General features: G+C 62.1%; 20 protein-coding genes. 6 read left to right on the top strand and 14 right to left on the bottom strand.

Translation table 11 applies throughout. From position 1 onward, the window contains the following. Positions 1 to 2 precede the first annotated feature (2 nt). Entirely contained in the window at positions 3 to 872 is an 870-nt protein-coding gene (locus D7S86_RS07370) for a transketolase (RefSeq protein WP_121085025.1), read from the bottom strand. Between the two features lie 362 nt (positions 873 to 1,234). On the opposite strand from D7S86_RS07370, the gene D7S86_RS07365 reads away from it, so the two are divergent. Further along, the gene (locus tag D7S86_RS07365; RefSeq protein ID WP_121085023.1) at positions 1,235 to 1,930 is read left to right on the top strand and encodes an SDR family NAD(P)-dependent oxidoreductase; all 696 of its coding nucleotides are present in this window, start codon (positions 1,235 to 1,237) and stop codon (positions 1,928 to 1,930) included. A gap of 52 nt (positions 1,931 to 1,982) precedes the next feature. On the opposite strand, the gene D7S86_RS07360 is transcribed toward D7S86_RS07365, so the two are convergent. From D7S86_RS07360 to D7S86_RS07330, 7 genes are all read right to left on the bottom strand, one after another. Next, positions 1,983 to 3,188, bottom strand: a complete 1,206-nt coding sequence (locus tag D7S86_RS07360) for a CaiB/BaiF CoA transferase family protein (RefSeq protein WP_121085021.1) — start codon at positions 3,186 to 3,188, stop codon at positions 1,983 to 1,985. Between the two features lie 448 nt (positions 3,189 to 3,636). Further along, on the bottom strand, positions 3,637 to 4,317 hold the full coding sequence (locus D7S86_RS07355) for a GntR family transcriptional regulator (protein ID WP_121085019.1): 681 nt from the start codon (positions 4,315 to 4,317) through the stop codon (positions 3,637 to 3,639). A 117-nt stretch (positions 4,318 to 4,434) separates the two neighbouring features. Then, a complete protein-coding gene (locus D7S86_RS07350; RefSeq protein WP_121085017.1) occupies positions 4,435 to 5,265 on the bottom strand; it encodes a shikimate dehydrogenase family protein in 831 nt (276 codons plus the stop codon). Positions 5,266 to 5,348: 83 nt separating this feature from the next. Next, positions 5,349 to 6,563 carry a CaiB/BaiF CoA transferase family protein gene (locus D7S86_RS07345; RefSeq protein ID WP_121085015.1) on the bottom strand — a complete coding sequence of 405 codons (1,215 nt, stop codon included), beginning with the start codon at positions 6,561 to 6,563 and terminating at the stop codon, positions 5,349 to 5,351. 6 nt (positions 6,564 to 6,569) lie between these two features. Next, complete coding sequence (locus D7S86_RS07340) at positions 6,570 to 7,385, bottom strand: CoA-transferase (protein WP_121085013.1); 816 nt, start codon at positions 7,383 to 7,385, stop codon at positions 6,570 to 6,572. Continuing rightward, positions 7,382 to 8,272, bottom strand: coding sequence for a CoA transferase subunit A (locus D7S86_RS07335; RefSeq protein WP_121085011.1), 891 nt, complete (start codon positions 8,270 to 8,272; stop codon positions 7,382 to 7,384). The genes D7S86_RS07340 and D7S86_RS07335 overlap by 4 nt, the downstream gene beginning before the upstream one ends. Before the next feature lie 18 nt (positions 8,273 to 8,290). After that, positions 8,291 to 9,367, bottom strand: coding sequence for a LacI family DNA-binding transcriptional regulator (locus D7S86_RS07330; protein WP_121085009.1), 1,077 nt, complete (start codon positions 9,365 to 9,367; stop codon positions 8,291 to 8,293). A 178-nt stretch (positions 9,368 to 9,545) separates the two neighbouring features. On the opposite strand from D7S86_RS07330, the gene D7S86_RS07325 reads away from it, so the two are divergent. The 5 genes from D7S86_RS07325 to D7S86_RS07305 are packed head-to-tail and all read left to right on the top strand — an operon-like array spanning position 9,546 to position 14,818. Then, positions 9,546 to 11,054, top strand: coding sequence for a sugar ABC transporter ATP-binding protein (locus tag D7S86_RS07325; RefSeq protein WP_240648026.1), 1,509 nt, complete (start codon positions 9,546 to 9,548; stop codon positions 11,052 to 11,054). 1 nt (position 11,055) lies between these two features. After that, positions 11,056 to 12,030 carry an ABC transporter permease gene (locus D7S86_RS07320; RefSeq protein ID WP_121085007.1) on the top strand — a complete coding sequence of 325 codons (975 nt, stop codon included), beginning with the start codon at positions 11,056 to 11,058 and terminating at the stop codon, positions 12,028 to 12,030. A gap of 16 nt (positions 12,031 to 12,046) precedes the next feature. Beyond that, the gene (locus tag D7S86_RS07315) at positions 12,047 to 13,069 is read left to right on the top strand and encodes a substrate-binding domain-containing protein (RefSeq protein ID WP_121085006.1); all 1,023 of its coding nucleotides are present in this window, start codon (positions 12,047 to 12,049) and stop codon (positions 13,067 to 13,069) included. Positions 13,070 to 13,103: 34 nt separating this feature from the next. Continuing rightward, on the top strand, positions 13,104 to 14,003 hold the full coding sequence (locus tag D7S86_RS07310; RefSeq protein WP_121085004.1) for a CoA transferase subunit A: 900 nt from the start codon (positions 13,104 to 13,106) through the stop codon (positions 14,001 to 14,003). After that, on the top strand, positions 14,000 to 14,818 hold the full coding sequence (locus tag D7S86_RS07305; protein ID WP_121085002.1) for a hypothetical protein: 819 nt from the start codon (positions 14,000 to 14,002) through the stop codon (positions 14,816 to 14,818). The genes D7S86_RS07310 and D7S86_RS07305 overlap by 4 nt, the downstream gene beginning before the upstream one ends. Before the next feature lie 148 nt (positions 14,819 to 14,966). On the opposite strand, the gene D7S86_RS07300 is transcribed toward D7S86_RS07305, so the two are convergent. The 6 genes from D7S86_RS07300 to D7S86_RS07275 all read right to left on the bottom strand — a co-directional run bounded on the left by D7S86_RS07300 (position 14,967) and on the right by D7S86_RS07275 (position 21,444). Next, entirely contained in the window at positions 14,967 to 16,196 is a 1,230-nt protein-coding gene (locus D7S86_RS07300) for a D-arabinono-1,4-lactone oxidase (RefSeq protein WP_121085269.1), read from the bottom strand. A 91-nt stretch (positions 16,197 to 16,287) separates the two neighbouring features. After that, on the bottom strand, positions 16,288 to 17,190 hold the full coding sequence (locus D7S86_RS07295; protein WP_121085000.1) for a dihydrodipicolinate synthase family protein: 903 nt from the start codon (positions 17,188 to 17,190) through the stop codon (positions 16,288 to 16,290). A gap of 23 nt (positions 17,191 to 17,213) precedes the next feature. Continuing rightward, complete coding sequence (locus D7S86_RS07290) at positions 17,214 to 18,269, bottom strand: proline racemase family protein (RefSeq protein ID WP_121084998.1); 1,056 nt, start codon at positions 18,267 to 18,269, stop codon at positions 17,214 to 17,216. A gap of 3 nt (positions 18,270 to 18,272) precedes the next feature. Next, complete coding sequence (locus D7S86_RS07285) at positions 18,273 to 19,751, bottom strand: aldehyde dehydrogenase (protein WP_121084996.1); 1,479 nt, start codon at positions 19,749 to 19,751, stop codon at positions 18,273 to 18,275. Positions 19,752 to 19,773: 22 nt separating this feature from the next. Beyond that, positions 19,774 to 20,565, bottom strand: a complete 792-nt coding sequence (locus D7S86_RS07280; protein ID WP_121084994.1) for an amino acid ABC transporter ATP-binding protein — start codon at positions 20,563 to 20,565, stop codon at positions 19,774 to 19,776. A 3-nt stretch (positions 20,566 to 20,568) separates the two neighbouring features. After that, a complete protein-coding gene (locus tag D7S86_RS07275) occupies positions 20,569 to 21,444 on the bottom strand; it encodes an amino acid ABC transporter permease (protein ID WP_121084992.1) in 876 nt (291 codons plus the stop codon). Between the last annotated feature and the right edge of the window lie 278 nt (positions 21,445 to 21,722).

Here is a 21,722-nt window from a genome sequence, read left to right as displayed (position 1 = left end):
GTTCAGATTTCCTTGCTCTTGATTTCTTCGATCGCGCGCCGGCCGTCATCCGGTGCGAGGTATCCGAGGTGCCAGCCCGGCTCGGTTTCCATATAGGAAACGCCTTTGCCCTTGATCGTCTTGGCGATGATGCAAGCAGGCTTTTGACGTGCGCTGTCATGCTTGATCCGACGCAACAGCGGCACGAGCGCCATCAGGTCGTGACCGTCGACTTCATACGTCTCCCAACCGAAGGCTCGCCACTTATCCGCGAGCGATTCGATGCCGATCACGTCATCGACCTTCCCGTCGAGCTGGTAGCCGTTGCGATCGACAATCGCGATCAGATTCGACAGCTTGTGATGCGCGGCGAACAGCGCGGCTTCCCAGACCTGTCCTTCCTGCATCTCGCCGTCGCCGAGCAACGTAAAGACCTTGAACGCGCGCGCATTCATCTGCGCGGCCTTGGCCATGCCCGCGCCGTTGGACAGCGCATGACCGATCGAACCCGAACTGAAATCGATGCCGGCGACCTTCGTCATGTCCGGATGATCCCCAAGCGGATTGCCGAGACGGGTATAGCCGTCCAGCGTCTCGCGATCGATAAAACCGTAGTCGGCGAGAATCGGAAACAGGCCCACGGCCGCATGACCCTTGCCCATCGTGAAGCGATCGCGATCAGCCCACGCGGGTTCGTTCTTGCGCAACGACATGACGTCGTAGTAGAGCGCCGAAAAGATCTCCGCGCACGAAAAGACCGATGAATAGTGTCCGGTCTTCGCGATCTCGATGAGACGAATCGTCTCGAGCCGCACGAATTGCGCCTTCTCGCGCAACCGCGCGAGCTCGCTCGGCGAGAGCGCGCCCTGGCGCTCCTGAGTCACAGTCGACATACATTCTCCTGAGTGAATTCGAACTGACTTGACCGGAATCGAGTGACGCGCCGCGGACAACGGCCCTCGCCGTGCACTTGAGTCGATCCTGATTTCCGATATCCGCGTCATGGCCGCATGGGTTTCGACGCTCAAATCGATATAGGATATATGATGCATTATTTGACGAAGACGCGAAACCAAGGGTTTACCGCGATCGCCCGCCTTCGGTTGCCGCTGTTACTTTATCCATCATCATGCATCATATATTTTCAATGAAGACGCGATGACGCACTTCATCGACGCATGCTTGCTAACCCGATCGGCATCGCATCGCCCTGCCCGACGCGCGGCCGATCTTCCTTGACTCAAACCTAACCACCATGACGCAATCCGTAGCAGTTGTCACAGGCGGCGGCACCGGGATCGGCCGCGCCATCGCCGAATCGTTCGCGCAAACCAGCAAGGTCGTCTGCCTCGGGATGGACGCCGACAGCGATCTCCCCGACTCGATGACGTTTCGCAAAGCCGATGTCACGTCGAGCGCCGACGTCGAGGCCGCACTCGGTGATCTCGAGCGGATCGACGTGCTCGTGAATTGCGCGGGAATCATCCTTCACGAAGGCCGCGAGTTCGTGCCCGAAGGCTTCAAGAAAGTCATCGATGTGAATTTGTGCGGTTCGCAGGTCGTCACGCATATCGCCAAGGACCGCATCGTTCGAAGCCAGGGCGCGGTGGTCAACGTCGCATCGATGTGGAGCTACTTCGGCTCGAAGAACAACCCCGCGTATGCGGCAAGCAAGGCGGGCATCCTGGGTCTCACGCGCTCGTATGCGGTCGCGCTCGCCGAGCATGGCGTCCGCGTGAATGCCGTCGCGCCCGGCTGGATCAAGACGCGGCTGTCATCGGGCGCCATCGACAATGCCGAACGCAGCACCGCGATCATGGCGCGCCTCCCGATGAAGCGATGGGGCATGCCCGACGATGTCGCGCGCGTCGTGCGCTTTCTCTGCTCGGATGACGCGCGCTACGTCACCGGCGTGATCCTTCCTGTCGATGGCGGCTTCGGCATCGCCTGAAAGCGACCCCGCTCCGGGGTGCGGCTCCGCTCAATGGGCCGCACCCATCGATTTAGATGGCCTTCTTGGCACGCAATGCGTCCGCGACATCGGCCCGCATGCCAAGCCATTCGCGCAACACCTCGTCCGTATGTTCGCCGACCGAAGGCGCCGGATGCCGGATCGCCGGCGGCGTGGCGTTCATATCGATCGCGAATCCTTGCACGGGGACTTGACCGCCCTTCTGATCGAGCTGGACGATCAGTTCACTCTCGATGACGTTGCGGTCCTGCACCACGTCGGCAATCGTCGCGACCTTCGCGCTCGGAATCCCGCTCGCTTCGAGCTTTGGCAATATCTGCTCGACCGTATATCGTCCGACCCAATCCTGCACGATGGCCTCGATCTCCGGAACGTGGCGCATGCGTTGCGCGTTGGTCGAGAAATTCGGGTCTTCGAGCAGGTCGTCGCGATCCATGCAGGCCGCCAGCGCATTGAATTTGTCGTCACCGACCGCGAGCAAGAGAATCCACGCCCCGTCCGCGGTCTTGAACGTGTTGCCCGGCGCATTGAAGCGGTCGCGCGTACCGTTGCGCGTCGTCGTATGGCCCGATAGAAGCTGATCGGGAATCGCCGTCACGAGCATGGATAGCGCACTCGATAGCAAGGTCGCTTCGACCAATTGCCCTTCACCGGTCCTTTCACGATGCTGTAGCGCGGCGAGCGTGCCGATCGTCGCGTACATCGCGGTCGAATAGTCGACCACGAACGTCCCCGCCGCCGTCGGCGGACCGTCGGGGTGCCCCGTGAGATCCATCAAGCCCGACATCGCTTGCGCGATCACGTCGAAACACGGCCGGTGCGCATACGGGCCGGTCGATTTGAATCCCGAGATGCGCGTCATGATGAGCCGCGGATTCAGCGCATGCATGGCGTCCCAGCCGCACCCCATCTTCTCGAGTGTTCCGGGCACGAAGTTCTCGATGACGATATCGGCTTTCGCGATGAGCTCACGTAACACCGCCTGCCCTTCGGGGCTGCGGAAGTTGAGCGTCATGCCGCGCTTGTTGCGATTGAATACGATCGTATAGAGGCTTTCTCCGCCGACTTGCGGATCGAAGCTGCGCGTATTTTCGCCTTTGCCCGGCGTCTCGACCTTGATGACGTCCGCGCCCAGATCGCCCAGCAACATCGCGCAATACGGCCCCGCGATGAAACGCGACAGATCCAGAACCTTGAGCCCCGCAAGAGAGCCGGGTACAGCACTCGGTATTTTCATATCGGCAGATCAACTTAAAAAGCGGGGCCGCGTTGGACCCCATCGTTGACGTCGCCCCGCATCGGCACGGTCGACGGGTGTAGGTATGGGCGCGCACGACGACGATAAGAATCAAACACCGAAAATCGGCGACACGATCTTCGAATCTTCTCGTCGAAATTTAGGATATATCATGCGTCATATTTTTAAAGATGACAACGACGCGATGAGTGATCGATGGAAGAAGGAACAGCGGAGGCAAGAGAACGGCGCGTCGCGACGAGCACGAGCACGAGCACGAGCACGAGCACGAGCAGCATCGGTTCGATGCTCAGTCCGTCAAGCGCAGTGTGCGATGAATGTGACGACAGGGAACGACACGCATGCCACGCTTGCAGCGTCCGCAGCGTTCGGAGAGCGTGTTCGCCAATGAGGCATCAGCCGCGAAACGCGGCCTCGATTCGCGCGGCTAGGCCTCGCGCACGACGTTCTGCGCCATCCATTCGAGCAGGATCTTCTCGCCCCAGGCGATGTCTTCCTGGATCGCGCGCGACGTGGCCGCGGCATCTTTCTTCTTGAGTCCGCTCAGCACGCGATAGTGGGGATGATTGCGATTCGAGATCTCGCGACCCGGCAGATGCGAATGGAAAATCTGAAGCAGCGGCCCCATCCGGACCCACATGCTGGCCACGGTGTCATAGAGGCTCGGCATGCGCGCCGTCTCCATCAGCTTGAAATGGAAATCGCGATTGATCCGCGCGGCATCGGTCGAGCTCGTCGATACGGCCTCGATGAATCGCTCATGGATCTCCGCGAGTTCCTCGATCTCGCTCTTGGTCGCGTGTAGCGCGGCGCGTTCCGCCGCCGCGCCTTCGAGGAGCCTGCGCATGAGCTGGATCTCCTCGACGGTCGACGCGTCGAGCTCGGGCACCTTGATCGATGTCGCCGCCGTCATTTCGAGCGCCTGCTCGCTGACGAGCCGAAACAGCGCCTCGCGCACCGGCGTAATGCTGATGCCCAGCGATTCAGCGAGATTCGCAATACGCAACCGTTCGCCCGGCGAGTATTCGCCGTTCATCAGCGCGCTACGGATCTGGTCATACGTGCGGGACGAAAGATTGCTTTTCTCGAGGCGAAGAACGGTTTTCATGATCGATCTGGGCTGGGGCGTGCATCATACATCATAGTGTATTGCACCTTTCCGATGACGCCCGGATTTCCTGCGCAGGACGGCGGTTCGGCGCCGCTCACCGATCGCTTCGCGACGCTATTGCCCTCTCGATCCGCCCGACAGCAGAAACTCGACGAACAGGTCGAGTTGCGCATCGACCATCCGTTCCCCTTTGTGAATGCGCGCGCCGCGTCGCGATGCGTCCTCGAGAAATCGCGTGACCGCGGGCTGCATGACGACGTCCGCGACGACCGCGCCCGCTTCGAGGCCCGCAAGATCGCACGGCAAGGGATCGTCCGGTTTCAAGCCGAGCGACGTCGCATTGACGATGACGTCGTGTCCCGCGGCGTTCGCGTGGCCGGTCCGGACCCGGATGCCGGGCACGGTGTGCGCGAGCATGTCCGCGAGACGCTGTCCTTTCGCGGCATCCCGGTTCGCAATGGTCAACGCACCGATATCCTGCCGTGCGAGCGACAGGGCGATCGACGTCGCGGCGCCGCCCGCGCCGATCATCAACACGCGACGGCCCCGCAATTCGATCCCCGCGCGCAGCAGACCCTCGACGAAGCCGAGGCCGTCATAGATGCGCCCCGTGAACGTACCTTCGTCGTTGCGCCGGATCGTATTCGCCACGCCCAACGCCAAGGCATCGCCTTCCAGGACATCGCAAAGACCGGCCGCGGTCTGCTTGTGCGGAATCGTGAGGATCATGCCCGCGAGATTGTCGACGCGCCGCAGTCCTTCCCATGCGGTCTTCAAATCATCGGGACCGACCGCCCACGGCACCATGATCGCGTTGATGCCGCGCCGCGCGCACATGGCATTGAAGAACCCCGGCGTGCGGACGTGGCTGGCCGGCCAGGCAAGCAAAGCAATCACCTGTGTCTTGCCGTTGACCCGCGCGCCCGCGTCGGATGTCTCAGTCATGCCCGTGTCTCCCGTCTAAATTCATGTGTCGCACATAATATATGATGCATCACATAGCAACAAGGCAACCGTGCTTGGCGCGATCAGATCACACAGTCGTCGCGCAATGCCGCGATCTCGTGGCTCGATTTCCCGAGCCAGTCTTTCAAGATCGTCTCCGTGTCATGGCCGAGCGTCGGCGCCGCCGATCGGATCCGCGCGGGCGATTCGCTCAGCCGGATCGGCAGGCCTTGAGTCGGGAAGCGGCCGACCGTCGGATGATCCACATCGACGATATGGCCCGCATCGCGCATATACGGATCGTCCGTCACCTCGTCGATCGTCGCGACGCGCGCAACCGGAAGCTCCGCGCGCCGCGCGAGCGCGATGACTTCATCGGCCGTATGACGCGCGACCCATTGCGCCACGATCGCTTCGATGTCCGCGCGATGCGTCATTCGGGCTTCGAGCGATTCGAACTTCGGATGCGAAAGCAGATCGGGGCGCTCCATGACCGCGGCCAGGCGCGGAAACAGCGTGTTATTCCCCGAGATCAGATAGATCCAGTGATCGTCACGCGTCTTGTAGACCTCGGCGGGGGCCGAATAGCGATCCTTGTTGCCGCGTCTCGACATCGATTTGCCGAGCAGCAACTGTTCCGGGATCGCGGTCATCAGCAGCGACGTCGCGGCCCCCATCAGGCTCACGTCGACCCACTGCCCCTTCCCCGTCGTATGACGCCGTTCGAGCGCGGCCATGATGCCGATCGTGGCATAGAGCGCCGAACAATAGTCGACGACGAAACTGCCGGCCACCGTCGGCGGCCCATCCGCCTGCCCCGTCATCGACATGAGTCCCGACGACGCCTGCGCGATGCCGTCGAAACAGGGCTCACCCGCGAGCGCGCCCGTCTGCCCATACCCCGAAATACTCGCCTGGACGAGTCTTGGATTGAGCGCGTGAAGCGTCTCCCATCCGCAGCCCATCTTGTCCATCGTGCCGGGCCGGAAGTTCTCGACGAGCACATCGGCATCGGCCGCGAGTTCGCGCAGCAGCGCCTGCCCCCGCGGATCGCGAAAGTTCAGCGTCATGCTGCGCTTGTTCCGATTGAACGTCATGAAGTAGAAGCTTTCCCCGCCGATCTGAGGAAACACGGCACGCGTGTCGTCTCCCGTCGCGCGGCGTTCGATCTTCACGACGTCGGCACCGAAATCCGCAAGTTGCATCGTGCAGTGCGGGCCGGCGATGAAGCGCGAGAGATCGAGCACCTTGAGCCCTTCGAGCGCTGCCCCTGTGGTTTGCGAAAGCGCACTGTGCATGATGAATCAGGACGGACGAAGAAGCGTGCGATGCGGATCGATCACATCGCGAATCAGATGGATCTGCTCGGACGTCGGTGACGGCGTGACCTCGACGACATCGGCGATCACCGGTTCGAAACTCATGCGCGTCAACACGTCGTCAAGTTCGACGCCCGGATGAAGCGAACGCAGCCTCATCGTGCACGACGTCGGATCGAAATCGAACAGGGCCTTGTCGGTCACGACGAGTTGCGGCCCGCCGGGCGGCAGTCCGAGATCCGCGCGCGTGGCGTCGTTGCGCCGATGCCCGACGCTCGTCACGAAGTCGACTTGATCGACGAACACGCGACGATCGAGATCGATCATGACCACGGGATACGGGACAAACGCAAGATGCTCGGGTTGCGCGAGACATCCGACCAGTCGGACCGACGGCGCGCGATAGTCGCCGAGCGCCGTGATGTTCAAATTGCCGTAACGATCGATTTGCGCGGCCGAATCGAAGCAGACATCAAAGGCGCGACGCGTCAGCATGTCGCATTTGAGTCCCGTATCGGACACGCTTGCCGCCGCGCGCCATCGCGTCAACGTGTCCTGACGAATATCCGTCGGTGCGACCGAGAGATCCGGCTCGAGAAGATTGCCCCAGTAAACCGATGCAGCGGGCGCGTGGGTCAATTGCGCAAGACGCGTGGCCGCCAAGGGAATGCCGACGGCAAGCGTGAAGGCGCGCCCCGTCGACCCTACGCCGACGAAGGCGAGATCGCCGTCCTTGATTTTCGATGCGACCGCGCACACGGCAAGTTCGTCGGTCGAGAAAGCCTGCGATGCATGCGTCATGCGTGCGCTCCCACATGAAGCGCGCGCAGATTCGCCGCGCCGACATAGTCGACATACGCATCATGCGTGGGCCGTTCGAGTGTGAATTCGCGCAGATACGACGAGGCGCCCTCCTTCGTTTTGCAGCGCGCGACATAGTCGCGCAGATGCGCCTCGTCCTCGTCGTAGACCGTGTCGCACGCGACAGGATGCGCGCCGTACGGCGCCTCGACGACCGATTCAACCCATTCGCCCGGAATATACGTGAGCGCCGGCGTGTTCAGAATCTGCTCGGTCGGCACGATCCTTTCGACGGTCACGATCAACCGTTTCGCCGCGCTCGCGATCAGTTGATCGATGTCGTCGCTGTCGCGCACCACGGGCCACTGCACATTGCCGTTCTCGTCGGCCGCATAGCCGTGAATCAAGGTGAAATCGGCCTCGGCCGGCGGCACCGCCTGCAGCTTCGCGCCCGTGAACGGACACGCGATGTCCTTGAATTGTTCGGGGTTCAGGCGCGACACATCCGATCCCATCAATGCGCGCGTCGGGAAAAACGGCAGCCCCGCCGACGCCGCGCGAAACCGGCCGACCATCGTCGACTCCGAAAAATCGCGCACGTCGATATGCCCCTGCTCGACCTCGCGCCGAAAGTTCGGCGCGAGGCCGAAGCTGAACATGCCCGCATATGCGCCTTCGTACCGGCTGACCGCGCCGGCCGCGCAAAGCAAGTCGAGCGACGTCGTCGGCACCCATCCGAGCACCGTCAGATCGCTCACGCCGCGCCGAATGAGTTCGCGCACCGCGGCATTCGGTTGCCGCCGGAGCAATGCGCCGCCCAATGCGATCGTGTGCCCGGATTGAACGGGGGCCAGCGCGTCGCTCAACGCGCGCAACTTCCTTTTCATGTCTGCTCCTGCTTGGCGTTATTGCGGAATCAATTTGCGGCGCGTCGCGGGGCGCGCGCGCCCCGTCGTGCCCCGGATCTTCAGATTCGCGGTCAACATGACGACGCGAGGCGGTTCGGCAGGACCGCCCTCGATGCGCTCCAGCAGCAGGCGCGCGGCCGTCGTTCCCGTTTCGTATTTGGGTTGTTCGATCGTCGTCAGATTGATCAAGGGGTGGCTCGAAATCGACACATCGTCGAAGCCGGCGACCGAGACGTCTTCGGGAACCGAAATCCCTTTGTCCCGCAGCGCGCCGAGCACGCCGATCGCCATCATGTCGTTCGCCGCGACAATCGCCGTGGGCGGACTCGACATCTCGACGAGCCGGCGTCCGGCAATCGCACCCGACTCGATCGTGTAGTCCCCCTGGATCGTCAACTCGTGATCGACGAGAAGTCCCTGGTGCTTCATCGCCGCCCGATAGGCCTTGTGACGCGCGGCCGCCGACGTCGATGACGTCAGTCCTTTGACGAATGCGATGCGCTTGTGTCCTAGCGCAAACAGATGATTCATCAGATCCGTCACGCCCTGCTCGTTGTCGACCGTGACGTGATCGCTCGGAATCGCCTCGCTGACGCGATTGATCGTGACCAGCGGCGGCAGCCGCTTGATATCGAATGCGCTCGCCTCCTTGACGGTCAGCGTCTGCGTGACGAGGATCAATCCATCGACGTGCTTGTCGATCAACGACTGGATGTACGCGATCTTGCGTTCGGAACGAAAACCCGTATTGCACAGAATCAGATTGTTCTTGCGCTCCCACAGCGCCTCTTCGACGCCGCCGACGACCTCGGGACTGAACGGATTCGCGATATCGCCGACCACGACGCCGATCGACCACGTGCGGTTCATCCGCAATCCGCGCGCGGTCGCGGACGCCACGTACTTGAGCTCTTGCACCTTCGCGAGCACGAGCGCCCGTGTTTCGGCCGAAATATGCCGCTTCTCGGCGAGCACGTTCGATACCGTGGCCGGCGATACGCCGCACGCCGCGGCGACATCCAGAATGGTAGGACGGCGTCCGGAAGGTGCGAGCACCGGATCCTGCTTCGTCATGGTTAACCCCCGACTGACTTCGTTGTGACTTGCGGTGAATCTTAAAACGTTTTACGCTCCGTTGCACTTAAAACGTTTTACGTTTGTCCCTAGCGTAAAACGTTTTATGAAGAATGGCGCCGAAGCTGCACCCAAGCTCGATTCAGCGTCTTCGCTAAAAAAGAACCGGAGACTTGGCGTGTCAACATCTCGACAGCTTCTCGGCCTGTCCGGCATCACAAAGGACTTTCCCGGCGTCAAAGCCCTGCGCGGTCTCGACTTCAGCGTCAACGCCGGCGAAGTGCACGCCCTGGTCGGCGAGAACGGCGCCGGCAAGTCGACGCTCATGAAGATCATCGGCGGCATCTATCAGCCTACCTCGGGCGAGATCGTGATCGACGGCGTGCCGGTTCGACTGAAAACGCCGCATACGGCGTCGCAACACGGCATCGCGATGGTTCATCAGGAACCCAAACTGTGCGAAGCCCTGTCGATCGCGGAAAACGTCTTGCTCGGTCATCTGCCGACACGCGGCGCGGCCGTCGACTGGCGCGTCGCGCAAGCCCGGGCACGCACGCTGCTCGCGCGTGTGGGCTTGAAACACGATCCGCGCCGCCCGGTGCGCGAGCTCTCGATCGCCGATCGTCAGCTTCTGCAGATCGCCAAGGCGCTCGCGCTCGACGCCACGCTCATCATTCTCGACGAACCGACCGCGAGTCTCACGCCCGTCGAGGTCGATCTGCTGTTCGACGTCGTCGAGGAGCTTCGCCGAGACGGCGTCGGGTTCGTCTACATCTCGCACCATCTCGACGAAATCTTCCGGATCGCGCAACGCGTGACCGTGATGAAGGACGGGCAGAAAGTGGCCGAGCACGCCGTCCAGGCGACGAACAAGCAAACGCTGATCGCACAAATGGTCGGGCGCGAACTCGACGATCGCTTTCCGCCGAAGCACCGTGCCGCATCAAGCGTCGCGATCGAAGTCATCGATCTCGGCGGACGCGGCTTTCAGGCCGCCTCGCTCACGGTCAACTACGGCGAAGTGCTCGGCATCGCCGGTCTCGTCGGCTCGGGGCGCACGGAGCTCGCGCGCGCGATCTGCGGAGCGGACCGTTTCACGCGCGGCCGGATCCGCGTCGACGGCATCGAGACCGTCATGCGTAGTCCGAGGGCCGCAATCGAGCATGGGATCGCGTATATCGCGGAAGACCGCCGCGACGGCGCCTTTCATCCCTTGTCCGTCGAAGAGAACATCGTGGTCGCGGCCCCCGAAGCGGTCGGCCGGAACGGGCTCGTCCATCCCTCGGCCCGGCACGCGCTCGCATCCGAATACATCGATCGTCTTGCGATCAAGACGCCGAATTCGAAACAGCAGATTCGTCTGCTGAGCGGCGGAAACCAGCAGAAATGCATTCTCGCGCGCTGGCTGATCAAAGGCGTGAACGTGATTTTCTTCGACGAGCCGACGCGCGGCATCGACGTGGGCGCGAAGTCGGAGATCTATCGCATCATCGACCAGCTCGCACGCGAAGGTAAGGCCGTGGTCATCATCTCGTCCGAACTCCCCGAGATTCTCGGCATGGCGGACCGCGTGATCGTCATGTGCGAAGGCCGGATCAGCGGCGAAGTCGCCGGCGACGACGCGACGGAGGCCTCGATCCTGTCACTCGCCCTGCCTCATTCCTCCCGCGCAAACGAGATCCACTAACATGAATCGGACGACCACCCTCAACGTACACAGCCCGCGCAAACCGCTCGCGTGGACACATCATCTGTCGAAATCGAGCACCGTGCTCGCGCTCGCGGTCCTGCTCGTCGTCGCTTCGACGCTATCTCCGCACTTTCTCGCGCCGCGCAATCTATTCAACGTGCTGCGCGGCGCGAGCATCATCGGGATCGTCGCGATCGGCATGACCTTCGTGATCCTCAACAAAGGCATCGACCTGTCCGTCGGCTCGATCGTGGGCCTCTCTTCGGCGCTGACGGCCACGTTCGCGCCGTACGGCTTCTTTACGGCGGCACTGATCGGCATCGGCACGGGACTCCTGCTCGGCTTCGTCAACGGATTCATCATCACGTACTTGCGCCTGCAGCCCTTCATCGCGACGCTCGGCATGCTGATCTTCGCGCGCGGACTCGTATTCGTCCGCACGAGCGGCAGCAATATCGTCGTCGACAATCCGACCGATCTGTTTTCGTTCATCGGCTCCGGATATATCGGCCCCGTTCCGATGCCCGTCGTCGTCTTTGCGCTCGTGTGGGCCGTCGCGGCGCTCGCGTTGCGCTACACGACGTTCGGAAGACGGATCTATGCGGTCGGCGCGAACGAAGAAGCGGCCTGGCTCTCGGGCATCAATGTACGGCTGAACAAGATCCTCACGTATTGCGTCAGCGGCATGCTCGCCGGACTCGCGGGCGTCATTCTCGCGAGCCGGCTCGGCGTGGCCGAACCCAACGGCGGCACGCTCTACGAACTGGACGCGATCGCCGCCGCGCTGATCGGCGGGACCACGTTCGACGGCGGCATCGGCGGTGTGCTGGGCACCGTCCTCGGCGTGCTGATTCTTTCTTTCCTCTCGAACGTTCTGAATCTCCTGAACGTTTCGCCTTACTCACAGATGTTAATGAAGGGCGTCATCATCGTGCTTGCCGTCGTCGTCAGCGAATGGCGCAAGCGCGCGTGACCCCACGGAGACCACCATGTCCAGAAAAATCGAATTTGGCAAAGGGTTGACCCGGCGCGACGTCTTGCGTCTCGGGATCACGAGCGCGGCGGCGGCGCTCGGTTCGAGCTTCATTCAGACAAGCGCCTGGGGCGAGACGGGCGTCGAGGGCAAGACCATCGGATTCTCGATGTCGTACTCGAATCTCGAGTGGATCAAGCTTCAGCAGGCCGGCGTCGAGGAGACCGCGAAGAAATACAACCTCAAGACCGTGGTGTACGACGCCACCGATCAGCCGACCAAGGAAATTCAGAACCTCGAGGATCTGATTACGCGCGGCGTCGACGCCATCCTGATCTCGACGTACTACGCGGATGCGATCCGGCCCGCGATCAAGGAGATCAACAACGCCGGCATCCCGATCATCGTCCTGAGTTCGCCTTTGGCGCCCGGGGCCGATTTCGCCTGCCATCTCGCGACCGATACGCTCGGCACGGCACGTCAGGCCGGCGAGTTCTACGTCAAGAAGCTCGGCGGCAAAGGCAATATCGTCGAGATCGACGGCAAGCCCGGCTCGCTGATCAATCAACAGCGCGGCAAAGGCTGGCACGACGTGATCGACAAGGTGCCGGGCATCAAGGTCGTCTCGCATCTCGTCGCGAACTATGACCGGCAGCAGGCCTTGAAGGTCATGGAAGACGCGCTCCAGGCCAATTCGGGCATCGACGCCGTGTTCGCGCACAACGACGACATGGCGCTCGGCGCAATCCAGGCCGCGCGCGAAGCGGGCCGGCTCAAATCGATGATGTTCACGGGTTTCGACGGACTCACGATCGACGCGCTGCAGGCCATCGATCGCGGCGAACTGACGGCCACGTGGGAATACTCGCCGTTCGGCGTCGAGGCCGTCGAAGCCGCCGTCCGAGTGCTGCAAAAGAAGCCTATTCAGAAAGTGATCTCGTTCCCGTCGCCGCTGATCACCAAGGACAACCTCGCCGACTACTACGACGCGGCGGCCAAGAAACGTCGCGTTCTGCCGTCGCGCCTGACGTTCTCCTGATCCGCATTGGCCATCTTTTCGATTCGGAGGACCCGTGACTCGACAAGCTTCCAAGCTTGGCACGCTTGAAGACGCGGCCGCGCTGATTCCCGACGGGACTCGGCTCGCGCTCGGCGGATTCGCGATCTATCAGCATCCGATGGCGCTCGTCAGGGAATTGATTCGCCAGCGCAGACGCGATCTGACGGTCGTGGGCAGCGTCAGCGGCAACGAAATCGACATGCTCGCGGGCGCCGGATGCCTGAAGACCGTCGAGACCTCGTATGTCGGGCTCGAGAAATACGGGCTCGCGCCCAATTTCCGGCGCGCGGTCGAACACGGCGCGCTCGAGATGATCGATTATCCCGAGGTGCTGAGCTTCGACCGTTTTCGCGCGACGCAAGAAGCGATGACGTTCTGGCCTTGCGACTATCTCGGCGGCACCGATGTGCTGAACCACAATCCGCGCATCAAGCGCTTCGCCTGCCCGATCACCGGCCGCACCTTGTACGCCGTGCCGCCGGCCGATCCGGACGTGGTCGTGATTCATGCGATCGCGGCCGACGAACAAGGCAATGTGCTGTTCCCGCGTCGTCATCTGCTACCCCAGGGACTCGACACGACGATGGCGCTCGGCTGCGACACCGTCATCGTCACGGTCGAGAGCATCGTGTCGAAGGGCTATATCAAGCGGCATGCGGATTTGAATCTGTTGCCGTCGTACAAGACGACGATGGTCGTCGAAGCGCCCTTCGGCGCGCACCCGTCGTCGGTGCTGGGCCGCTACAACACCGACGACCGGCATTTCACGGAGTACGCCGCGGCGGCCAAGACACCCGAAGACTTCGCGGCGTATTTGCAGAAGTACGTCTTCGCCCCGTCGGACCACGCGCATTATCTGGACCTCATCGGTGCCCACCACCTCGCGTCCTTGCTGGAGACCGATACGCTATGAGCGCGATGCCGAACTATTCGCTCACGGAACTGATCACCGTCAATCTCGCCCGGTCGTTCAAGGACAAGGAAGTCGGCTTTACCGGGCTGGTGACGGGCGGCGCCGCGGCGATCTACGGCACATCGATGCCGCTCGCCGCGATGACGCTCGCGCGCCTCACGCATGCGCCCGATCTGACGATCCTGCTCGCGGGCTGGTCGCACAATCCCGATCTCTCGACGCTCGACGTCATGCCCGATTCGGAATTCGACGCTGTCCTGCGCGATCTGCCGTGCGAGGCCCATATGATGGATTACCCGGGCACCTGGGCGATCAAGCGCGGCGACATCGATTTCGGGTTCAGCTCGGCCGTTCAGGTCGATCGCGTGGGCAACATCAACAGCGTCTGCGTGGGCGACTACCGCGCGCCCAAAGTGCGTCTCGTCGGGCCGATTCTCCAGCCCGAACATATGGCGCTCTTCGGTCGCGAATACGTGATGATGCCGCATCACGGTGCGCGCAATTTCGTGGATCGCGTCGACTACATATCGGGCGTCGGTTATCCGGGCGGCGAAAAAGGACGACGCGCGCTCGGTCTGCGCTCGGGCGGTCCGGAATGGGTCGTGACGCCCAAGTGCATCTTCGATTTCGACCGGGTCAACGGGGCGATCCGCGTCAAGTCGATTCATTCCGAAGCGGATCGCGACCTGCAATCCCATACGGGCTTCGACGTGTCGGCCGCCGAGGCCGCGCTCACGCGGACGCCGACGACCGAGGAACTCGATATCTTGCGGCGGCATGTCGATCCGAAGGGCATTCTACTCGGCGGACATTGATGCACGTCTCACCGAGCTGATTCGTCAGATGCGCGCCTGCGTGCGCAACGCGCGGCATCGAGCTGCCAGGACCGCCCCTTGCGTGCGTCGCAAACCCTGCACGCCCCCCGCGCGTCGAATCGGCATCGACGCGCCGTGCCCCGTCGATTCACAAGAAGATCGGGGCGAGATACGGGTTCAGAAACAAACCCTGCGGATCCATGTTTCGGCGCACCTCGACAAAGCGGTCGAGCAAGGGATACACGGCATCCGTTCGGGCGCGATCCATGAAATTGATCTTGCCCCAATGCGGTCTCGGCGCGAACGCGGCGAGCGCCGCGTCAACGGCTCGCAGGAACGGCCAGTAGTCTCGCCCGATCTCGCCCGACACCGAGAGCGACGTACTGTCCCGTTGGCTCTGCGGCGAAATAAACGCGTCATCCGCCTTCTGCCAGCGCACCTGGAACGGAGAGATTTCATCCGTATAGCGATGCAGCATCATCTCGCGAATCACCTCGACGGCTTCGCGCGCGTCCGACGATCCGATCATGTACTCGAGCTCGTGAAATTCCGCGTCGGTCGTGCCGTCGGGGTAGATCTGATACGCACGCCCGACCCTTCGCATGGGCTCCGCGGATTCCATCACCGAAGGTTCCGCCGGCACCTTGTGCAGCAACTTCACGAAGCAATGATCCTTCGGCGTGCGCGGCAGGCGGTACATCTCATGCGATCTTTCGGCCGGCATCCACCAGAACGAAAAATGATGATGCGACGCCAACAGATCGTCCCAGCGCTCGCACACCTCCTGCCATGACATCACCACGAGCTCTTCGCGAAGGTAATACGCGGGAACGACTTGAAGCCCGACTCGGAGCACCGGCCCAAGCAGACCCAGCGATACTTGCCCGGCGCGCAGCCATTCCGGCCTGGATGCGTCGATATCGACGATCTCTCCAAGTCCGTTCAATATGCTCAAGCGCGTGACCGTCGCCGACATCGACACGTTCGTCAGGCCCGACCCCTTGGTCCCGGTCGCGATGGCGCCGGCGACCGATTGGGCATCGATGTCACCCTGGTTCGCGATCGCCAAGCCCGCTTCCCATAGCGGTTGACCGATCGTCGACAAGCGCGCGCCGCCCGCGACCACGGCCTCGCGCTTATCCGTATCGACGGACCATACACATCCCGTATCGCTGAGATCGAACAGACTGCCGCCGGTCTCGACGATCGGACTGAACGAATGACGTCCGCCGGCCACGCGAAGCGCGCGTCCCGCGCGTATTTCGCGACGCATCAGCTCGACGGCCTCGTCCTCGCTCGCCGGTTTGACGATCTGCGTCGGACGAAAGCTTTGATTCCTGCCCCAATTCGTCCATATTGCCGGACCGTTATGTTCCATCTTCATCCTCGATCACTCAACGATTGGGCAAACAGAGGCGGCGTGGCCGCCTCTTGCCGCAACGCCCCCGAACAATCGAAGGCGACGCGCATCAGCGGCGTGCGCCCGTCAGCAGCGACGGATCGAGCTTCGACAGCACGTCCTTGAGCGTCGCAAGACGCTCGGCGGGCAATGCGCGAATCGGCGCGCGCACCGGACCCACACGCAGACCCAGCAGTTCGCACGCGGCCTTGACGCCGCTGTTGTACGAACCTTGACCCAGAACACGGATCACGGGATTGATCTGGCGCCAGAGATGCGCGACCGTCGCGTCGTCGCCGGCCTGGCTCGCGTCATGCAATTTGCGCAGCGCCGGCGCCATGAAGTTGGCGATCCCCATCACCATGCCCGGCGCGCCGAGCATCAACGCGGGCAACATGATGATGTCTTCGCCGTTCAAGAAGCTGATGCGGTCGCGGTAGTCGCCGAGCAACGTGTACATCTGCGCGATATCGGCCGACGAATCCTTGACGTACTGCACCTGAGGAATCTTCTCGTTCAACTTGAGCAGGAATTCGACGTTCAGATGCAGGCCCGTGGACGGCGGAAAGTTATACGCGCAGATCGGCAAGCTCGTGGCGTCGGCCACCGCGGCATAGTACGAAAACGCCTCTTCGAAGCCGATGCGCTCGTAGTACGGCGTCGCCAGCATGATCGCCGTCGCGCCGACGCGTTCGGCATGGCGTGAAAACTCGACCGCTTCTTTCGACGATGTCGCACCGGTGTGCGCGAGGACCGTCGCGCGGCCGTTCGTCTGCTCGACGACGACCTCGATCAGCTTGAGCCGCTCCTGATGCGAGAGCACGGAAAACTCCCCTGTCCCGCCCGCCGGCACAAAGCCATGCACACCGTCCGTGATGCTCTGGTCCACCAACGCGCGCAGCGCCGGTTCGTCGAATTGTCCTTCACTATCGAACGGCGTGACGATCGCCGAGAGTACGCCTTGCAATTTCATGGTCCAACCGTAAAAAAGAGAGGTTAAAGAGGAGCAAATCCATCGGCCAACGCGTCGTGTTCGTCGGCGGCGATGGTCAGGAATCCGTTGATATAGGCGCTGCCCGTGACGTCGGGCGTCACGAATACGCGTTGGCCCTTGCGGACGGCGTGGGCCGTGACGGTGAAGGTCGAACCGATGATGCTTCGTGTCGTCACGACATCGGTCGGCTTGACCGAGCCTTCGGTCACGAGCTTCGCGAACATCGCGCTTGAGCCCGTTCCGCACGGCGATCGATCGATCACGCCGGGCGGCGCGACCACGACGATCTTGACGCGATGCGCCGACTCGGGATCGCGTTCGTAGAACAGCACCTGATAGACATCGAGCGACTTGCCGTCGAGCGGATCGCGCACACCGCCTTGCGTGTATTCGGCCCGCAGCGCGCGCGCCACATGAACGATTTCCGTCGCGTTGTCCCGGTCGAGCGACAGGCCGATCGCCTTGGCGTCCACCGAGATGTAATAGTCGCCGCCGTAGAGCAGATCGATCGACGTGTCGACACCGTTGACCTTGCCGCGCGTCGTACCGACCACAAACGATTCGACATTGGTGAGCGTGACGCTCAACAGCCTGCCGTTCTCGCGATGCGCCGTCAGACCGATCGGCCCGGCCGGTGTGCGCACGCGAAACGATGTGCTCGTCTCGCTGTCCCGCCAGAGGTTGGGCAGCAAATCGAGCTCGACGATCACGGAACCGAAACCGATCATGCAGTGGCCGCACATCGGAGGATACGAACCCGGTTCGAGAATCACCGCGCCGATATCGCAGCCGTCTTCCTTCGTCTCGATCGGCACGACCGCGCAGGTGAGCCCCCCGCCCCGCGGCTCGTGCACGAGTCTCGTGCGCCAGTGATCCGCATGGTCGCGCAGCCACGCGCGCGCGGCATCCACGGTCTTGACGCCGGGCGGCAGGGTGATGCCCGATAGCACGATACGCGTCGGATTACCGGCCGTATGCGAATCCACCGCGACGCACTGCTGACGTTCCGAGCGAGCGAGCCAATCCAGCGCGGACGGGGGAAATAGAGTCTGCGTCATGGTTTAGCCGGCGAGCGTGAGCGAGACGTAAATCGTCTTCAGATGCGTGTACTGATCGAACGCCTCGAGACCCTTGTCATAGCCGCCGAAGCCCGACGTCTTGTAGCCGCCGAAGGGCGTCATGATGTCGCCTTCGCCGTAGCCGTTGACGGCGACCGTGCCGGCCTGGATCTGACGCGAAACACGAATCGCGACGTTGACGTCCGTCGAAAATACCGTCGCGGCCAGACCATAGCTCGAATCGTTCGCGAGACGCACGGCTTCGGCCTCGCTATCGAACGGAATCACCGCCACGACCGGTCCGAAGATTTCGTCCTGCGCGATCGCGCTATCGGGTGCGACACCGTCGATGATGGTCGGCTCGACAAACCAGCCGCCGGTTTCGTTCATGACCTGATTGCCGCCGAACACGACCTTGCCGCCTTGTTCCTTCGCTTGCGCAATCGCGCCGAGCACACGGTCAAGCGCCGACGGTTCGATCAAAGGACCGAGCTTGCTCGCCGGATCGGTCGGCAAACCGACGGTCCAACCCGCGGCCGCCTTCTTGAGCGCCGCGACGAACGCGTCCTTGATCGACGACTCGACGAGGATGCGCGAGCCGCACGTGCAGTTCTGCCCCATGTTCCAGAACGCCGCGCCGGCAAGATTTTCGGCAATCGCTTCGAGGCGATCCTTCGAATCGGCCATCACGATCTGCGGGCTCTTGCCGCCGCATTCGAGCACGACGCGCTTGAGATTGCTGTCGGCCGCGTAGCGCAGGAAGTGCCGCCCGACCTCGGTCGATCCCGTGAACGACACCATGTCGACGTCGGGATGCAAACCCAGCGCCTTGCCCGCGACATGGCCGAGACCCGGCACGACGTTGAACACCCCCGCGGGGATGCCGGCTTCCAAGGCCAGTTCGGCGATCCTCAACGTCGACAGCGGCGCGAGCTCCGCCGGCTTGACGACGATCGAGTTGCCCGCGGCAAGCGCGGGCGCGATCTTCCACGACAGCGTGCCGGCCGGGAAATTCCACGGCAGCACGAGTCCGACGACACCGATCGGCTCGCGCACGATCAGCCCGAGCTTTTCTTCTCCGCTCGGCGAAATCTTGCCGAACACTTTGTCGATCGCTTCCGCGTACCAGCGAATATTGTTGACGACATCGGGAATGTCGAGCGTCTTGCAATCGGTGATCGGCTTGCCTGCGTCAACGGAATCGAGCAAGGCGATCTCGTCGCCGTTCGCTTCGATCAGATCCGAGAATTTACGCAGGATTTTTTTACGCTCGCGCAAATCCATCTTGCTCCAGACGCCTGAAGCGAACGCTTTGCGGGCCGCCTTGACGGCCTTGTCGACATCGGCTTCCGAGCATGCCGCGACGGTGTTCAACACCTTGCCCGAAGCGGGCTCCATATTTTCAAAGACCGCGTCGCGCTCGGCGTTGACGAATTCGCCGTCGATCAAGGCCTGCGTGCGTACCGTATAGGGAAAAAACATCGATAAAGCTCCGTATATCACCCTAGAGAACCCTGCCGAGAAACGCTTTCGTTCTGGCCATCTGAGTGTTGTTGAATATCTGATCGGGCGTGCCCTGCTCGACAACCACGCCGCCGTCCATAAACACGACCAGATCACTGACCTCGCGCGCGAATCCGAGCTCATGGGTCACGACGACCATCGTCATGCCCTCGTCGGCCAGATCGCGCATCACATTGAGCACTTCGCCCACGAGTTCGGGATCGAGCGCGCTCGTGGGTTCGTCGAAGAGCATGAGCTTCGGCTTCATCGCGCAAGCGCGCGCGATCGCCACACGCTGTTGCTGTCCGCCCGACAAGGTGCGCGGATAGGACGACGCTTTCGAGGTCAGCCCCACTTTGTCGAGCAGCGCCATCGCGCTGTCGATCGCATCGCCCTTGCGCATGCGACGCACGCTCATCGGCGCCTCGATGATGTTTTGCAGCACCGTCATATGCGGGAACAGATTGAAGCTCTGAAACACCATGCCGACGTCGGCACGTTGCGCGGCGATTTCGTGCTGCCGCAATTCATGGAGCTTGCCGCGGTGCTCGCGATATCCGACCATCTCGCCGCCCACCTGCAAATAGCCGCCTTCGATGCGTTCGAGATGATTCATGCATCGCAAGAACGTACTTTTTCCGGAGCCCGACGGACCCAGAATGCAGGCGACCTTGCCGTATTCGATACGAAGGTCGACGCCCTTGAGCACCTTCAGATTGCCGTACGATTTTTCGACTCCGCGGGCGACCACGGCGTAGTCGCCTTTCTTGCCGGCATACGCTTCGTTTCTCATGGCTTAAATCCCCGCGTTAGAAATCTTGACCGCATCGACGGTCATGGACTTGGTCGTCTTTTCCCTGCGCTCGCTCTTGCCGAAGTGCCGTTCGAGAAAGCTTTGCCCGATCGACAAGACCGTCGTGAGCACGATGTACCAGATCGACGCCACGATCAGCAGCGGAATCGTCTGGAAGTTCGCGGTATAGATAAGTTGCGCGGAGTACAGCAGCTCTTCCATCGCGATCACGCTGACAAGCGATGTCGTCTTGAGCATGCCGATCAATTGATTGCCGGTCGGCGGCACGATGACGCGCATCGCCTGCGGCAAGATCACGCGCGACATCACGCGGAATCGCGACATGCCCAGGGCCTCCGCGGCTTCGCGCTGACCGTGCGGAACGGCGGCGAGTCCGGAGCGCACGATCTCGGCCATATACGCGCCTTCATTGAGACCGAGGCCGAGCAGCGCCGCGATATAGACGGAAATGACCTTATTCGTTTCAAAGACGCCGAGCGCCGGACCGAACGGAAAACCGAGCGTCAAATGCGGATAAAGCGCGGACAGGTTGTACCAAAAGATCAATTGAACAAGCACCGGCGTGCCGCGGAAAAACCAGACGTAGCCCGATGCGACGGTATTCAGAACGGGATTTGCCGAAATCCGCATCAACGCGACGAGGGTCCCCAGCACGATGCCGATCGCCATCGCGGCAACCGTCAGCCAGATCGTCGTCAGCAGCCCCTCGATGATCGAGGCGTTGGTCAGAAACTCGGCCACGAGGTGCCACTTGAAGCGCGGATTGGTCACCATCGATACGCCGAAGCCGGCAAGCATGATGAGCAAAACGGCTGCCGCGACCCATCTGCCGTGATGCTTGAGCGGTACCACCGGCATGATGCTTGGGTCCTGTTGTTGAATATTCCGTTTCACTCTGTGCCCCTACGTCTCGACCTGCTTAAACATAAACCGGTAATCGATAACCGGTAGCCGTACACATGGTGACAGTTGCGATTTTTGACGTCAAGCGGAGCCAAAAACATCGACACGGGCCTTTTTGACGCGTCCGGTTGCACTGCGAATCCGCCGTGTCCGCCGATAGCCGCGCCTCTCGGCCGAATGCGCGCGTGGCTCGATGCGCTCCCGCATCGGAATCGAACTAGGGTAAACATGCA

This window comes from Pararobbsia silviterrae, assembly GCF_003628125.1.
Classification (GTDB): Bacteria; Pseudomonadota; Gammaproteobacteria; order Burkholderiales; family Burkholderiaceae; genus Pararobbsia; species Pararobbsia silviterrae.
Note: the sequence above shows the minus strand (reverse complement) of the source record. Positions and strands in the feature narration are given on the sequence as shown.

Bases quoted from the DNA above. Each gene is read 5' to 3' on its own strand.
- D7S86_RS07335 (WP_121085011.1), bottom strand. From the start codon at position 8,272: ATGAAAAGGAAGTTGCGCGCGTTGAGCGACGCGCTGGCCCCCGTTCAA.
- D7S86_RS07280 (WP_121084994.1), bottom strand. From the start codon at position 20,565: ATGAGAAACGAAGCGTATGCCGGCAAGAAAGGCGACTACGCCGTGGTC.
- D7S86_RS07360 (WP_121085021.1), bottom strand. From the start codon at position 3,188: ATGAAAATACCGAGTGCTGTACCCGGCTCTCTTGCGGGGCTCAAGGTT.
- D7S86_RS07330 (WP_121085009.1), bottom strand. From the start codon at position 9,367: ATGACGAAGCAGGATCCGGTGCTCGCACCTTCCGGACGCCGTCCTACC.
- D7S86_RS07300 (WP_121085269.1), bottom strand. From the start codon at position 16,196: ATGGAACATAACGGTCCGGCAATATGGACGAATTGGGGCAGGAATCAA.
- D7S86_RS07315 (WP_121085006.1), top strand. From the start codon at position 12,047: ATGTCCAGAAAAATCGAATTTGGCAAAGGGTTGACCCGGCGCGACGTC.
- D7S86_RS07275 (WP_121084992.1), bottom strand. From the start codon at position 21,444: ATGCCGGTGGTACCGCTCAAGCATCACGGCAGATGGGTCGCGGCAGCC.
- D7S86_RS07285 (WP_121084996.1), bottom strand. From the start codon at position 19,751: ATGTTTTTTCCCTATACGGTACGCACGCAGGCCTTGATCGACGGCGAA.
- D7S86_RS07365 (WP_121085023.1), top strand. From the start codon at position 1,235: ATGACGCAATCCGTAGCAGTTGTCACAGGCGGCGGCACCGGGATCGGC.
- D7S86_RS07340 (WP_121085013.1), bottom strand. From the start codon at position 7,385: ATGACGCATGCATCGCAGGCTTTCTCGACCGACGAACTTGCCGTGTGC.
- D7S86_RS07345 (WP_121085015.1), bottom strand. From the start codon at position 6,563: ATGCACAGTGCGCTTTCGCAAACCACAGGGGCAGCGCTCGAAGGGCTC.
- D7S86_RS07370 (WP_121085025.1), bottom strand. From the start codon at position 872: ATGTCGACTGTGACTCAGGAGCGCCAGGGCGCGCTCTCGCCGAGCGAG.
- D7S86_RS07305 (WP_121085002.1), top strand. From the start codon at position 14,000: ATGAGCGCGATGCCGAACTATTCGCTCACGGAACTGATCACCGTCAAT.
- D7S86_RS07290 (WP_121084998.1), bottom strand. From the start codon at position 18,269: ATGACGCAGACTCTATTTCCCCCGTCCGCGCTGGATTGGCTCGCTCGC.
- D7S86_RS07350 (WP_121085017.1), bottom strand. From the start codon at position 5,265: ATGACTGAGACATCCGACGCGGGCGCGCGGGTCAACGGCAAGACACAG.
- D7S86_RS07355 (WP_121085019.1), bottom strand. From the start codon at position 4,317: ATGAAAACCGTTCTTCGCCTCGAGAAAAGCAATCTTTCGTCCCGCACG.
- D7S86_RS07320 (WP_121085007.1), top strand. From the start codon at position 11,056: ATGAATCGGACGACCACCCTCAACGTACACAGCCCGCGCAAACCGCTC.
- D7S86_RS07295 (WP_121085000.1), bottom strand. From the start codon at position 17,190: ATGAAATTGCAAGGCGTACTCTCGGCGATCGTCACGCCGTTCGATAGT.